The sequence below is a fragment of the Ruegeria sp. CG4 genome (assembly GCF_056537185.1).
This window is the reverse complement of record NZ_JBQFRB010000001.1, coordinates 898,407-912,977: the sequence shown is the minus strand read 5'-3', so window position 1 is coordinate 912,977 and position 14,571 is coordinate 898,407. Positions and strand designations below refer to the sequence as shown.

Genomic DNA, 14,571 nt, shown 5'->3' with positions numbered 1-14,571 from the left:
ACTGAATAGTTCGGTTTAGTTTTTTTCGCAAGGGCGCACTAAGCCGGTGAAAATGTGCGAAATCGGACCCTTGGCTTGGACGTGGTGCCGGGGTATGACATGGCGCTAATATGACAGGACACTAAGCCTGGGGGCAGGGATGAGCGACGTCGACAGTTTCATTGATGAGGTGACAGAAGAGGTGCGCCGCGACCGGCTGTATCTGCTTTTGCGCCGCTGGGGCTGGGTGGGCATTGCAGCGGTTGTGCTTATCGTAGGCGGGGCCGCTTTCAACGAATATCGTAAAGCCAGCATCACAAGTCAGGCTCAGGCGCTGGGCGATGAAATTCTTGCGGCGCTGTCGCAAGATGATTCCGCCGAACGTGCCGCCGGTCTAAGCGGGATACAAACGCAATCGCCGGGTGGGGACGCAGTCCTGAAAATGCTGCTGTCCGCATCGCAGAACGAGGCCGGTTCGGCGCAGGATGCCGTGACCAGCCTGAACGCGGTTGCGACGCAAGCTGATCTGCCCGAAATCTATCGCGCCATCGCGAGCTTCAAGGCGTTGTTGTTGCAAAGTGAAACCCTTTCGGCGGACGAGCGTCGCCTGCAATTCGAGGCACTGGCCGCGCCCGGTGCGCCGCTGCGTCTGTTGGCAGAAGAACAGCTTGCGCTGATTGATGTCGCCGAGGGCAACACCGCCGCCGCGATTGATCGTCTGCAAGCGCTGCGGCAGGATGCCGAAGTTGGTGTCGATCTGCAGCAGCGTGCGACCCAGCTGATCGTGGCGCTGGGGGGCGAACCGGAACAACTGGTCGCCCAGCAAGGCTGATTGAGACAGCGAAACAAGAATGACGACAGGCGAGTTCGGAACATCATGGTAACGAGACTATTCCCCCGCATTGGACTGCCATTGGCGGCGATTGCCCTGACGACGCTTGCGGCCTGTCAGGAACCCGAAGTCATTCTGCCCGGTGAGCGCGAAGACATCCGTCCTGCGTCCGATACCGAAACTGTTGAAACCCGTGGGTCCAAACCAATCAGCCTGCCGGGGCAGACATCGAACGCCAATTGGGCGCAGAGCCCGGGCACAGCCGCTTTCCGAACCACAAACGCTGCGCTCAGCTCAGCACCGCAGCGCATCTGGTCCACTTCGATTGGCGAAGGCGATTCCCGTAAGAAACGGATTACAGCAGAACCGGTTGTTGCAGGCGGGCTGATTTATACCCTTGATTCCGGAGCCACAGTATCGGCCGTTACACCTCAGGGGCAGGTCGCCTGGAGCACCAACCTTATCCCTCCAAGCGACGGTGATTCCGACGCGACAGGTGGCGGCATGGCCTATGCCGACGGGGTCTTGTACGTCTCATCCGGGTTTGGTCGCCTCACGGCGCTGGATGCCAAGACCGGCGCGCAACGCTGGCAAAAACGGCTGAACGCAACCGGCAGCGGTGCGCCGCTGGTCAAAGACGGGTTGCTTTACGTCGTCGCCGGGGATGAGACCGGCTGGGCTGTGAATACCAAGGATGGCCGTATTGCCTGGCAGGTCGAAGGGACACCCAGCGTGGGGAACGTGCTTGGGGCACCGTCGCCCGCGCTGACCTCGGACCTCGCGGTCTTTGCTTTCGGATCCGGTGATATTGCCGCGACGTTCCGCAGGGGCGGCATCCGCCGCTGGAACGCTTCGGTCGCGGGCGGACGTCGTGGTCGCGCGGCAGCCCGGATCGTTGATGTCACCGGGGGGCCAATGGTAACCGGGGACACGATCTACATTGGCAACCACTCGGGCCGGACCGTGGCGCTGGAAGGTGGGTCCGGAGAACGTAAATGGACCGCCAACGAAGGTGCGGTTGATACGGTCTGGCCGGTCGGAAACAGCGTCTTCCTGATCAGCGACCGCAGCCAGTTGGTGCGACTGAACGCAACAGACGGATCGGTGATCTGGGCGCAGGACCTGCCCGGATTTGTCAAGGACAAGCCCGGACGGCGCGGGGCGATCTTTGCGCATTATGGTCCGATCCTTGCTGGCGGGCGCATCGTTGTGGCCTCGAATGACGGGTATGTGCGCTTTTACAGCCCGGTTGACGGAACCCTGGTTCACCGGATCGAAGTCCCCGGCGGGGCGACCGCGTCGCCCGTTGTCGCGGGGCGCACTTTGTATATCGTGTCCACCAAAGGTGCACTGCACGCTTTCCGTTGACGGCAAGATGCGCTAAAGGGCGCATCTTGAGTCTTGAAAGTTGAGTATCATGTCGCTGACCCTCGCTATCGTGGGGCGCCCGAATGTGGGCAAATCCACACTGTTCAACCGCCTTGTGGGCAAGCGCCTGGCCCTGGTCGACGATCAGCCCGGCGTGACACGTGACCTGCGCGAAGGCGAAGGGCGGCTTGGCGATCTGCGATTCACCGTGATCGATACGGCGGGTCTTGAGGATGCAGCGGATGACAGTCTGCAGGGGCGGATGCGCCGCTTGACCGAGCGCGCGGTGGATATGGCCGATGTCTGCCTGTTCATGATCGATGCGCGTGTGGGGCTGACCCCCACGGACGAGATGTTCGCGGAAATCCTGCGCAAACGATCCAAACATGTCATCCTTGCGGCCAACAAGGCCGAAGGAAATGCGGCGGATGCCGGCGTGCTTGAGGCTTATAATCTGGGTTTGGGAGAGCCCGTACGCCTGTCGGGCGAGCATGGCGAAGGAATGACCGACCTTTACGCCCACCTCATGCCTCTGGCGGACGCGATGGCAGAACAACAGGCCGATGAGACGCCTGTGACAGATGTGGAACTGGACGAAGAGGGCGAAGGCGAAGCGCGCCTGATCACCGATGCGAAACCGCTTCAGGTCGCTGTTGTCGGTCGTCCAAACGCCGGAAAATCCACCCTGATCAACAAGATTATGGGTGAAGATCGTCTGCTAACGGGTCCCGAAGCCGGGATTACCCGCGATGCCATCAGCTTGCGGATCGACTGGGCCGATCCCGATGGCAACAGCACGCCGATGCGGATTTTTGACACCGCCGGAATGCGCAAGAAGGCCAAGGTGCAGGAGAAGCTGGAAAAGCTGTCCGTCTCGGACGGGCTGCGCGCGGTCAAGTTTGCCGAGGTCGTGGTGGTTCTGCTGGACGCGGCCATACCGTTTGAACAACAAGACCTGCGCATCGCCGATCTGGCCGAACGCGAAGGCCGTGCCGTGGTCGTCGCGGTCAATAAATGGGACATCGAAGAGGACAAGCAGGAAAAACTGCGCGATCTGAAAGAGTCCTTTGAGCGGCTGTTGCCCCAGTTGCGCGGTGCCCCGCTGATCACCGTTTCAGCGAAAACGGGCAGGGGGCTTGAGCGTCTTCGTGCCGCCATCCTGCGCGCTCATGACGTCTGGAATCGCCGTGTGCCGACCGCAGCCCTGAACCGCTGGCTGGCAGCCATGCTGGAACAGCACCCGCCGCCGGCACCGCAGGGACGTCGGATCAAGCTGCGCTATATGACCCAGGCCAAGACCCGCCCGCCTGGGTTCGTGGTCATGTGCTCGCACCCGGACAAGATGCCGGACAGTTATTCGCGGTATCTGGTGAACGGGTTGCGTGAGGATTTCGACATGCCCGGCACACCAATCCGGCTGACCCTGCGTGGGCAAGGGGACAAGAACCCATACAAGGGGCGGCGCAAGAAAAACGCCGGGGCCCTGGCAAAGCACCTGAAGGGGCGCGGCTGATCTTTGGGTCTGGTCCGGCTGACGCAGCCGGACCGGATCATGGATTCTTGATATGTGCCCGGTTCCAAAGCCTCGGTACGCTTCGGCCGGTTCACGAAAATTGCGAAGGGCGCGGCCCCAATTCCGGTCAATCGCGAACATGAGTCAAAAAAGATAAGAATATCGCGATATTTGTACGTACTGGCGCCGTCAGTTTTGATCTTGAGAATGCGAGGCAAAGGTGCCGTAGGGTCAATCTGGGCGCCGGTGACGGAACAGCTTGGCAAAGACTTGAGCGGATTTCCCCGATCACTTGGACAATGTCTGAAAGAAAATGCTATCTATGCCATTGTTGGAGCATAACAATTACCCGCGCCGGTCTTGCTTTGAGACTATTCGTGTATAATCTGACGATGAACGTTCACACCGGCCAACAGAGGAAAGTGGGGCGGTTATGGATCTCAGGGAATATACCCGCCGATATGCGGTTCAGGACAATCGGCTTGCCAGCCTGAGCTATTTTGGGACTTTTGCGGTGTATTTCACATCGCTGGCTTTGGCGATCATCTTCGTGGACCGGTGGTATGTCATGGTCCCGGCCGGCATTGTTTTCGCATTTTCGGCAGTGCGCCTTTACGTGTTGCAGCACGATTGCGGCCATCATTCCCTGTTTGAGACGCGTCAACAGAACGAATGGGCGGGGCATGGCTTGTCACCCTTCACCTTTGCACCTTTCGAGGTGATGAAGCAGAACCACAATCTGCACCACGCCGGTATCGGCAATCTGGAACATCGTGAGACCGGTGAAATTCACACCATGACGCTGCGCGAATGGCAGCGCGCAGACTGGAAATCCCGTCTGTTCTACAGGCTTTATCGCAATCCGTTCATCCTCGTGCCGGTTGGTGCGCTGTTCACCTACTTCATTCGCTATCGCTGGCCCAAGAACACCGTGCGATTTGGGGCAGGTGGGGTGCTGTTGCACAATCTGTCGATCATCGTGTTTCTGGGTTTGCTTTATTATGTGGCCGGGACAACGGGGATTCTGGTCTGGTTGGTTTTTTCGTTGTTGGGCGGAATGCTGGGGGTGTTTCTTGTGTATCTTCAGCATAACTTTGAAGACACATACTGGGATCGCCGCCCGGATCTGGACCCACAGGTTGCCGCTTTGCAGGGTTCTTCAGCGCTGGACTTCGGCTGGTGGTTCGACAATGCGGTCGCCTGCATCACGCTGCATGATATCCACCATTTCAACGCGCGCATCCCGTCCTATCGACTGCGCGCCTGCCACTATAACCTGCCGCCTGAATTCACCCCGCGGCGGATCAAGTTTCGCGAGGCGGTGGCAGCACTGAACCTGAAGCTCTGGGATGAGGATGCTAAACGCCTTGTTCCGTTCCCCAGGAAATCCACGACAGGCGATCTGGCTCATAGCGGCTAACATCATGCGGTGAGCCAAGCTATCAGGGGGTTGGGGGGATGTACATCCGACGTATATATGTATTCGAGCGACGAATTGGAAAGGACCAGTAATGACCGCAGTGACCAACATAAAAGGTGTGGGCCAAGCGCTTGCAAAATCGTTGAGCGACAATGGTTTCAAAACTGCGGAAGCCATCGCCAAGGCAAACGCCGCTGATCTGGTCAAAATCCCGCGCATTGGTGCATCACGTGCGCAAACACTGATCGCAGCCGCCAAGGAAGCTGTTGCCAAGCCAACTGGGACCAAGCCGACGTCCCGGCGCGCACCGGCCCGAAAACCTGCGGCCCGCAAAACCGTAGCGGCGGCTGCCGCTGAAAAGCGGGCAAAAGAAGAGGCGCGCAAGGCGGCCGAAGAAAAAGCTGCGAAGGAACAGGCAGCAGCCAAAGCCCAGAAAAAGGCCAAAGCCAAGGCCAAAGCCGAAAAAGCCGCCAAGAAGCGGCGCGAGATGGAGGCGGCCTTTTCCGAGGCGAAAGATAAAGTGAAGGCCAAGTCCAAAAAAGCCAAACAGAAGGCCAAGTCCAAAAAGGACAAGGCGAAGAAAGACGTTGCCAAGAAGTCAGGCAAAGACGCCGCCAAGAAGTCTGGCAAAAAAGAGGGAAAAAAGAAGAAGGACAAAAAAAAGGCGAAGAAGTAGTCCCTCTCTGCCTCGACTTGTTTCGAAAACCGGCACCGTTTCAGACGGTTGCCGGTTCTTTGTTTCAGGCCAGCGTGCCGTCCGTCTGCAAAGTCAGCTTGCCGCCCAGGTAGGGGGCCAGGACGTCCGGAAGGGTAACGGTTCCGTCTTCATTCTGGCCGTTTTCCAGGACGGCAATCAGGCAGCGCCCAACCGCAAGACCCGAACCGTTCAGGGTGTGAACATATTCCGGCTTGCCGCCGCTTTCGGGGCGGAAACGCGCGTTCATGCGGCGGGCTTGAAATGCCCCTGTTGTCGAAACCGAACTGATCTCGCGGTATGCATCCTGCCCCGGCAGCCATGCCTCGATGTCGTAGGTCCGGCGCGCGCCGAAGCCCATGTCACCCGTGCACAGAACCACGGTGCGATAGGGGATGCCCAATTGCTCCAGCAAATCCTCGGCGCAACGCAGCATACGCTTTTGCTCGTCATCCGAGTTGTCGGGATGTGTGATCGAGACCATCTCGACCTTTTCGAACTGGTGCTGGCGCAACATGCCTGCCGTGTCCTTGCCTGCGCTTCCGGCTTCGGACCGGAAACAGGCGGTGTGCGCGGTCATGCGGACGGGCAGGGCGCTTTCTTCCAGAATGTCACCGGCGACGGAATAGGTCAGCGTGACCTCGGATGTCGGAATAAGCCACCAGCCATTGGTTGTCTGATAGCTGTCCTCGCCGAATTTGGGCAGCTTGTCGGTGCCATACATCGCCTCGTCCCGCACCAGAACGGGCGTCTGCATTTCCGTCAGGCCATTCTTTTCGATATGCGTGTCCAGCATGAACTGGGCCAGTGCGCGATGAATGCGGGCGACGCCTTTCGACAGGTTCACGAACCGGCTACCGCTGGTCTTGGCGGCGGTTTCAAAGTCCATCGCCGCGGCAACGGCAGGGATTTCGTAGTGTTCCTTGGGTTCAAATGCGAAATTTCGCGGAGCACCCCAGCGATTGACCTCGACATTTTCGTTTTCGTCCGCGCCTTGCGGCACGTCGTCGGCAGGGACGTTGGCAATGCGCGCCAACTGATCGATCAGCAGGGCGTCCAGATCCTTGGCCTCGGTCTGCATCCGGGCGATCTCGGCCTTTTTCTCGGCCACCAGCGCGCGCAGACGCTCGAACTCGGTTTCGTCGCCGCGCGCCTTGGCGGCGCCGACTTCTTTGCTGGCCTTGTTCTGCTCGGCCTGAGCGGTCTCGGCGGCAAGTATCTTGGCGCGGCGGCTTTCATCCAGCCTTAGCAGGTCCGACGACACCGGCGCGTCCCCACGGCGCGCAAGGGCGGCGTCGAAGGCGGCTGGGTTTTCGCGAATGGCGCGGATGTCGTGCATTGTTCAGATCCTTGAATACGTGAATCACTGGAACCGCTTATGCACTATCTCGCGGGGAGGGTGTAGCCGGGACAAGACGCCCGGACTATTTCTCTTCCTCTTCGGTGACTTCATGCGCCAGATGGCCGTCCCAAGCCTCGGCAGGGATCTTGGGTTCGGGTGGATCGGCCATATAAGAGGGCGTCATGATCTGAACACTGTTTTCGTTGAAAACGGCCACGATATTGCGATGCAGATCCGAGCGGATTTTCGGGATTATGCTGCCGCGTGTGGTGTACCCGTTGATCTGGTAGTTGATCGCGTAATCGGCCAGCGCGGTCCACAGTACAAAGGGGACGGGCTTGGACTTGATCCCTTTGGTACGGTTGGCCGCCTCGATCAGCATCGCCTCGACCTTTTCGGGCGGCTCTTCATAGCCGATGCCGACAGTGGTGTGCAACAACAGGCCGCTGCCATCTGTTTGCTTGGAAAAGTTCACCACATCCGAGTTCATCAGTTGCGCGTTCGGGATCGAGATCAGCTCATTCTTGATGGACTTCAGATGTGTCTCCATCAACTTGATCTGCACCACGTCACCGATATGATCACCAATCTGAATGCGATCCCCGATCGAAGTTGAACGGCGATAAATCACAAACAGGCCAGCAAGCATGTTCGACACGACCGAGTTCGCACCCAGCGACAGCATTGCACCGACCAGAATGGTCAGCCCCTGAAACGCGGCCGAATCCGAGCCCGGAATGTAGGGCACGGCAAAGACCAGCGCGATCAGGATCACGATGACACGGGCAATGTTGAATGTCGGATTCACCCAGTGCTTTTCGAAATCGCCCATTTCGAAGGACCCGGCCTCGACCGCATCAAAGAAAACCCTCATGCCGCGGATGATGTAGACGGTGATCCAGGCGATCAGGCCCAGCATGATCAGATTCGGGATATAGCTGAGGATGCCCTTGAAGATCAGCAGGACAGGTTCCGTCAGATAGGTCAGAAGCAGTTGCGCGAAATACCGGGTTTCGGCAAAGGCCAGAAGGACAAAGGACAGGTAGTAGTAAAAGCCCAAAAAGAAGATAACCAGCAGGATGAAATTCAGGCCGTATCGGATCAGGGCTGCAATTGCTTCGGCCTGAACGCTTTTGGCGGTCGCTGTTTCGACGTCCTTGAGATAGCGCTTGACCAGCTTCAGGGTGCGTCGCCGAATGCGCCGGTGAAGCCACATGATAATGATGACAAACAATGCAAAGCCGACAGTCCAGGCCAATGCTTCGATCGCGCCTGACACGCGCGCCTGGTCCGTCCGGTTCGCACGGTAGTCGACAATCGCCTCTTCTATCGCGTCGCCATGCAGAAGGCTGAGAACGTCCAGTTCCATCTGGTCCAGTTCCGCATCGGCGACGGTAACGATCGAAACTCTGACGCCATCAGCGAAAATGCGTGTACCGAGATCGGTTTTTTCGAAAGTAATGTCGACATCGGGGTCTTCCGAAGATTCGGCGACTTCGACAATAATCTTCTGGACTTGCTCGGCCCGTTCCGATGCCGGCAATGCGCTGGAGCCGCGCAGGAAGAACAGTGTTTCGCCATCGACGACCACCGGGGCCTTGAAAACATCCGTTTCATCGGTCTCGGGGGCCAGAATTTCGGGGGGTGCTTCTTGTGTCTGTCCGGCAGTGCACATGGCAAAAGCCAGCAGGGCTGCGATCAGCAAAACTTTTAATGCTTGCAGGTGTTTATATAGCTGATTCATTGTGACCCCCACGGCCTGACTATACCCCGCCTGACCGTCGTTCCTAGGGTATATCTGCAACGCTTGGAAACATCTTTCGACACGGTGACACAATCAGGACGGGTTACACCGCCGCCTTTGCTTGCAAACGGACACCTCAAAGCATAGGTTCCCGCCAAATTTGCGGAGCTTGTCCGCGATCCAAAGTAAAAGGAATGTCCCATGGAAGGTGGCGCAATCGCCCAGTTTCTCCCGCTGATCCTGATTTTCGCGATCATGTATTTCCTGCTGATACGTCCGCAGCAGAAGAAGATGAAGGAACATCAGGCGATGGTCGACGCCGTGCGCCGGGGCGATCAGGTCGTCACCCAGGGCGGGATGATCGGCAAAGTGTCCAAGGTCAAGGAAGGCGAGAACGAGATCGAGGTCGAGATCGCTGAAGGCGTCAAGGTGCGTGTGGTCAAATCGACCATTGCACAGGTTCTGAACAAGACCGAGCCTGCGAAATAACTTCGCGCGACAATCCCTTGAAAAGGCAGGGTAATGCTGCACATTGATACCTGGAAGCGGGTTCTGATCTGGTCGGTCTGTGTGATCGGCCTGCTCATGGCCCTGCCGAATGCGTTCTATACGCGTGTCGAGCAATCGAACGACGCCAAAACCGCCATTGAACTTGGCATTGATACTCCGGAAATGCAGGCCGAGGCCGCCCAGTGGCCCAACTGGCTGCCGTCTTCACTGGTCAACCTGGGCCTCGATTTGCGCGGTGGCGCGCATCTCTTGGCCGAAGTCCAGACCAGCGATGTCTACGAAGCCCGAATGGAGGCGATGTGGCCGGAAATTCGCGACGCCCTGCGCGATGAACGCGGGACGGTAGGCACCATCCGCAAGCAGCCATCCGCACCGGATGAGATTCGCGTACGGATCAGCCAGCCCGAGGGCATGTCGCGCGGGCTGGAAGTTGTACGTGGTCTTGCGCGTCAGGTGCAGACGCTGACCGGTGTTGGGGCGACCGACATCGAAGCGCGCGCCGACGGTGACATGATCGTCGTGCAATTGTCCGAAGCCGAGAAACTGGCATCGGATGACCGGACCGTGCGTCAAGCGCTGGAAATCATCCGTCGCCGTATCGATGAGGTCGGAACACGCGAACCCACCATTCAGCGTCAGGGTGCGGACCGTATTCTGATTCAGGTCCCGGGCGTCGGCAGCGCAGGTGAGTTGAAAGAGATCATCGGAACGACCGCACAACTGACCTTTAATCCGGTTGTGGGCCGTGGGACCGACCCGGATGCCGTACCGGGTATCGGTGAAAAAGTCGTGCCCTCGCTGGACGAAAGCGAAGTATTCTACACCATCGAATCCGCTCCGGTCGTGACCGGTGAAGAACTGGTGGATGCGCAACCGTCCTTCGACCAGAACGGTCGCCCAGCAGTAAGCTTCCGGTTCAACACCTCGGGCGCGCGCAAGTTCGGCGACTATACCCTCGATAACATCGGTGCACCGTTCGCGATTGTACTGGATGATGAGGTGATTTCGGCCCCAGTGATCCAATCCCACATTCCGGGCGGGTCCGGTATCATCACCGGCAATTTCACAGTGGAAGAAAGCACCAACCTGGCTGTGCTGCTGCGCGCCGGTGCCCTGCCTGCGGGGCTTGAGTTCCTCGAAGAACGTACCATCGGTCCCGAACTGGGGCAGGACAGCATCGATGCTGGGAAGGTGGCCACCACGGTCGCCTTTGCCGCAGTGCTGGTCTTCATGGCACTCAGCTATGGCCTGTTCGGAGTGTTCGCCAATATCGCGTTGATCATCAACGTTGGTCTGCTGTTCGGCCTTCTTTCGGTGATCGGTGCAACGCTGACCCTGCCGGGTATTGCGGGCATCGTTCTGACGGTTGGTATGGCAGTCGACGCCAACGTGCTGATTTTCGAGCGCATACGCGAGGAACTGAAATCCGCCAGAGGCCCCTCGCGCGCTATAGAGTTGGGTTATGAAAAGGCGCTGTCGGCCATTCTGGACGCCAACGTCACTACATTTATCACTGCGACGATCCTGTTCGCCATGGGCAGCGGTCCGGTGCGCGGCTTTGCCATCACTCTGGGTCTGGGCATTCTGACCTCGGTCTTCACCGCGATCTTCGTGACGCGCCTGATGATCGTCATGTGGTTCGAACGCCGCCGCCCCAAAACGATCGAGGTTTGATATGCGACTGAGACTTGTTCCCAAGGAAACCTCGTTCGATTTCTTCAACCGCTGGAAAGTCTGGCTGGGCATTTCGGCTTTGCTGATGATAGTGGGCTTCGCCTCGTTCCTGATCCAGGGCCTGAACTTTGGCATCGACTTTCGCGGCGGCACCACGATCCGGACGCAAAGCGCGCAGGAAATTGATGTGGGCGCCTATCGCGATGCCATCGCGCCGCTCGAACTGGGTGACGTGACCATCACCGAGATTTTCGATCCGACTTTCGGCGAGGACGAAAACGTCGCAATGATCCGCATTCAGGCGCAAGCCGATGCCGAAGCCGTTTCCGCTGCAACCGTGACAGCAGTGGAAGGGGCGTTGCAAGCTGCGGTGCCGGATATTCAGTTCGTCTCGGTCGAATCCGTTGGTCCAAAAGTGTCCGGCGAGCTGATCCAGACTGCGGTAATCGCTGTGGCTTTGGCCATCGCTGCGGTGCTTGTCTACATCTGGCTGCGGTTCGAATGGCAGTTTGCCCTGGGTGCAGTGGCCGCGCTGGTACATGACGTGATCCTGACCATCGGTATCTTTTCAGAACTGCAGATCCGCTTCGATCTGGCCATCATCGCGGCGCTTCTGACCATTGTCGGCTACTCTCTGAACGACACAGTGGTTGTGTTCGACCGGGTGCGCGAGAACCTGCGCAAGTACAAGAAAAAGGACCTCAAAGAGGTTCTGAACCTTTCGATCAACGAAACACTCAGCCGGACGGTGATGACCTCGGTCACCACTCTGCTGGCGCTGATTTCGTTGTATGTACTGGGCGGGGACGTGATCCGCGGCTTTGTCTTTGCGATGATCTGGGGCGTGATCGTGGGCACCTATTCCTCGGTCTTCGTGGCATCGACCATCTTGCTGTGGCTGGGGGTCAAGCGCGACTGGTCCAAGCCGTCAAACACGGCAGGCAACCAGTTCGCAAACATCGATGCCTGAGCTTTCGGGCCAGTCCCCGGTGGGGCTGGCCATTGTTTTATTCGCGGCTTTTCTGGGCGGTGTCGTACGCGGTTTTTCCGGGTTCGGCACCGCTTTGATCTTTTTGCCCCTGTCCGCGCCATTTCTGGGCCCGTTCGGTGCGCTGATTGCCCTGACAGTCATGGATATTTTCGGTCCGGTTCCGAATCTACGCCGGGCCTGGGTCGCCGTCGATCGGTCGGATCTTCTGCGGCTGGTCCTTGGTTGTGTGGTGACGTTGCCGATCGGGTTGTGGCTGCTGACGCAGGTGGAACCCGTGGTGTTCCGGTACGCGGTCAGTCTGATCTCACTGTTCATGCTCGCCGTCCTTGTCTCGGGGCTGCGCTATCGGGGGCGCGTGCGCCGCGCCATGGTTGCGGGGATTGGAACAGCCGCTGGTTTCCTTGGTGGTGTAGCGGGGTTGCCGGGCCCTGCTGTCATTCTGTTCTACATGTCGCGCCCGCTGCCGATTGAAGTTGTTCGGGCCACCATTCTGTTGTTCCTTTTTGCCTTTGATTTCCTGCTGCTTGGGATATTGACTGGAATGGGTCGGGTCACCCTGACGTCGATCGGGCTGGGTTTGGCGCTGGCCGTTCCGAATCTGGCTGGAAACTGGCTGGGAGGGTGGCTTTTCCGGCCCGAGCGCGAGAGGATCTACCGGGCAAGCGCCTATCTGGCGATTGCCGTTGCGGCCTTGTCGGGCCTGCCGCTTTGGGGATAAACACGGGCCATGCGCTTGAACGAGATAACATATAACAGCTCTGCACCGGTTGACGGCTACGGTCCGGGCTTCTTCCGCATTGGAGGGCAGGTCTACGAAGGATCTGTTCTAACCGGTCCGACCGGCACCGCCGGTTGGGGCGGCTACGATGATCAGGACGCTTTGCTGGAGTTGTCCGACGACGTCGATGTGGTCTTCATCGGCACCGGCGCTGAACTGTCTCATATCCCGGCCGACTTGCGTGTCGCATTGGAGGACGCAGGGCTTGGGGTCGAGATCATGAACTCACCAGCGGCCTGCCGCACCTATAACGTGCTGCTATCCGAAGGCCGGCGCGTGGCGCTGGCCCTGATCCCCGTTTGACCGGATCCGCTCTTCATCTGGCCAAAAGTATCCCGGGGAGCGCGAGGGGCTGGCCCCTCGCTCCGCTTCCTTCCTTAATCGCAAAGGCTGTTCTCCTGCGGCAAATCCCACCTTTTGCGTCTGGCAGCAATAAGATAAGCGGAACTCATGACACTGACCGTTAGCGATCTTGCCGTCACCCGGGGTGGTATCCCTGTTCTCGAGGGACTGAGCTTTGTGCTGGAACCCGGCCGCGCACTGATCCTGCGCGGCCCCAACGGGATTGGAAAAACTACCCTGCTGCGAACGCTGGCCGGGTTGCAGCCGCCCTTGGCTGGCCGGATCGAAGGGGCTGAAGACCGGATCGCCTATGCCGCGCATTCGGATGGTTTGAAACCCACCCTGTCAGTGACAGAAAACCTGACTTTCTGGGCTTCGGTTTTTGGCACACCGGACATTCAGCCCGCGCTGGACGCCTTTGACCTGAATGATCTGGCAGACCGCCACGCAGGCAACCTGTCCGCAGGTCAGAAACGTCGTCTGGGTCTGGCCCGAATGCTGGTTACCGGACGCCCGATCTGGATGTTGGACGAACCCACCGTGTCTCTGGATCGCAATGCCGTGCAGATGTTCGCCGATGCGGTGCGGGCACATCTGGGGCAGGGTGGTTCGGCCCTGATCGCCACCCATATCGACCTAGGGCTTGACGGAGAGGTTCTGGATGTCGGTCCCAACAAGGCCAAACCAAAACCCATCGACGATTTTGACGGAGGTTTCCTGTGATCGCCCTGTTATTGCGCGACTTGAAGCTGGCCTTCCGTGCGGGCGGGGGCTTTGGTCTGGGTCTGGCCTTTTTTCTGATAGTCACCGTTCTGGTGCCGTTTTCCGTAGGGCCGCAATCCTCGCTGCTGTCGACCATCGCGCCAGGCGTCCTGTGGCTGGGGGCGCTGTTGGCGTGCCTCTTGTCGCTGGATCGTCTTCTGGCACTGGATTGGGAGGACGGATCACTGGACCTTCTGGCCACCGCGCCACTGCCGCTCGAGGCTGTCGTGACGATCAAGGCGCTGGCCCATTGGCTGACCACCGGCTTGCCGTTGGTCCTGGCCGCGCCGTTTCTGGGCGTGTTGCTGAACCTGCCTGCGCCGGGGTTTTTCTGGTTGGTCATCTCGCTTCTGATCGGCACCCCGGCGATGAGCGTCATCGGCACGTTTGGCGCGGCGCTGACCGTGGGGCTCAAACGTGGCGGACTGCTGCTGTCACTGCTGGTTCTTCCGCTTTATGTGCCGACGCTGATTTTCGGTGCCGAAGTCGCCCGGCGGGGCGCGACTGGCATGGAAACACAAACGCCCCTGTTGATGCTGGCCGGAATTACGGCAGCAACCATAGCCCTGCTGCCCTTTGCCAGCGCCGCCGTGCTGCGGATCAATCTGCGGTGAACCGCCAC

14 protein-coding genes are annotated in these 14,571 nt (G+C 59.0%); 12 read left to right on the top strand and 2 right to left on the bottom strand.

Going from position 1 to position 14,571, the window contains the following annotated elements:
- The first annotated feature begins 139 nt into the window (after positions 1-139).
- From ACR0J2_RS04545 to ACR0J2_RS04525, 5 genes are all read left to right on the top strand, one after another.
- The gene (locus tag ACR0J2_RS04545; RefSeq protein ID WP_170805450.1) at positions 140-811 is read left to right on the top strand and encodes a hypothetical protein; all 672 of its coding nucleotides are present in this window, start codon (positions 140-142) and stop codon (positions 809-811) included.
- A 45-nt stretch (positions 812-856) separates the two neighbouring features.
- Positions 857-2,179 (top strand): PQQ-like beta-propeller repeat protein, encoded by a 1,323-nt coding sequence (locus ACR0J2_RS04540; protein ID WP_170610172.1) that lies wholly within the window; start codon positions 857-859, stop codon positions 2,177-2,179.
- A 49-nt stretch (positions 2,180-2,228) separates the two neighbouring features.
- Positions 2,229-3,692, top strand: a complete 1,464-nt coding sequence (gene der / locus ACR0J2_RS04535) for a ribosome biogenesis GTPase Der (RefSeq protein WP_480811777.1) — start codon at positions 2,229-2,231, stop codon at positions 3,690-3,692.
- Between the two features lie 433 nt (positions 3,693-4,125).
- Complete coding sequence (locus ACR0J2_RS04530; protein WP_170816605.1) at positions 4,126-5,112, top strand: fatty acid desaturase; 987 nt, start codon at positions 4,126-4,128, stop codon at positions 5,110-5,112.
- A gap of 91 nt (positions 5,113-5,203) precedes the next feature.
- Positions 5,204-5,788: a helix-hairpin-helix domain-containing protein gene (locus ACR0J2_RS04525; protein ID WP_170805453.1), complete on the top strand. Its 585-nt coding sequence runs from the start codon at positions 5,204-5,206 to the stop codon at positions 5,786-5,788.
- Between the two features lie 64 nt (positions 5,789-5,852).
- Here the strand turns inward: ACR0J2_RS04525 and serS are convergent, their stop codons facing one another.
- Together serS and ACR0J2_RS04515 are read right to left on the bottom strand one after the other, a co-directional pair.
- Positions 5,853-7,145, bottom strand: a complete 1,293-nt coding sequence (gene serS / locus ACR0J2_RS04520; protein ID WP_480811776.1) for a serine--tRNA ligase — start codon at positions 7,143-7,145, stop codon at positions 5,853-5,855.
- 85 nt (positions 7,146-7,230) lie between these two features.
- Entirely contained in the window at positions 7,231-8,892 is a 1,662-nt protein-coding gene (locus ACR0J2_RS04515; RefSeq protein ID WP_480811775.1) for a mechanosensitive ion channel family protein, read from the bottom strand.
- Positions 8,893-9,093: 201 nt separating this feature from the next.
- On the opposite strand from ACR0J2_RS04515, the gene yajC reads away from it, so the two are divergent.
- The 7 genes from yajC (at position 9,094) to ccmB (ending at position 14,563) form a co-directional block, all read left to right on the top strand.
- Entirely contained in the window at positions 9,094-9,381 is a 288-nt protein-coding gene (yajC, locus tag ACR0J2_RS04510) for a preprotein translocase subunit YajC (protein WP_170610183.1), read from the top strand.
- A 33-nt stretch (positions 9,382-9,414) separates the two neighbouring features.
- Positions 9,415-11,076: a protein translocase subunit SecD gene (gene secD / locus ACR0J2_RS04505; protein WP_170619143.1), complete on the top strand. Its 1,662-nt coding sequence runs from the start codon at positions 9,415-9,417 to the stop codon at positions 11,074-11,076.
- Position 11,077: 1 nt separating this feature from the next.
- Positions 11,078-12,046 carry a protein translocase subunit SecF gene (gene secF, locus ACR0J2_RS04500; RefSeq protein WP_480811774.1) on the top strand — a complete coding sequence of 323 codons (969 nt, stop codon included), beginning with the start codon at positions 11,078-11,080 and terminating at the stop codon, positions 12,044-12,046.
- Complete coding sequence (locus ACR0J2_RS04495; RefSeq protein WP_480811773.1) at positions 12,039-12,785, top strand: TSUP family transporter; 747 nt, start codon at positions 12,039-12,041, stop codon at positions 12,783-12,785. The genes secF and ACR0J2_RS04495 overlap by 8 nt, the downstream gene beginning before the upstream one ends.
- A gap of 9 nt (positions 12,786-12,794) precedes the next feature.
- Positions 12,795-13,148: an Mth938-like domain-containing protein gene (locus ACR0J2_RS04490; protein ID WP_480811772.1), complete on the top strand. Its 354-nt coding sequence runs from the start codon at positions 12,795-12,797 to the stop codon at positions 13,146-13,148.
- 147 nt (positions 13,149-13,295) lie between these two features.
- Positions 13,296-13,910 carry a heme ABC exporter ATP-binding protein CcmA gene (gene ccmA, locus ACR0J2_RS04485; protein ID WP_170610193.1) on the top strand — a complete coding sequence of 205 codons (615 nt, stop codon included), beginning with the start codon at positions 13,296-13,298 and terminating at the stop codon, positions 13,908-13,910.
- Positions 13,907-14,563: a heme exporter protein CcmB gene (gene ccmB, locus ACR0J2_RS04480; protein ID WP_170610195.1), complete on the top strand. Its 657-nt coding sequence runs from the start codon at positions 13,907-13,909 to the stop codon at positions 14,561-14,563. The genes ccmA and ccmB overlap by 4 nt, the downstream gene beginning before the upstream one ends.
- The last annotated feature ends 8 nt before the right edge of the window (positions 14,564-14,571 follow it).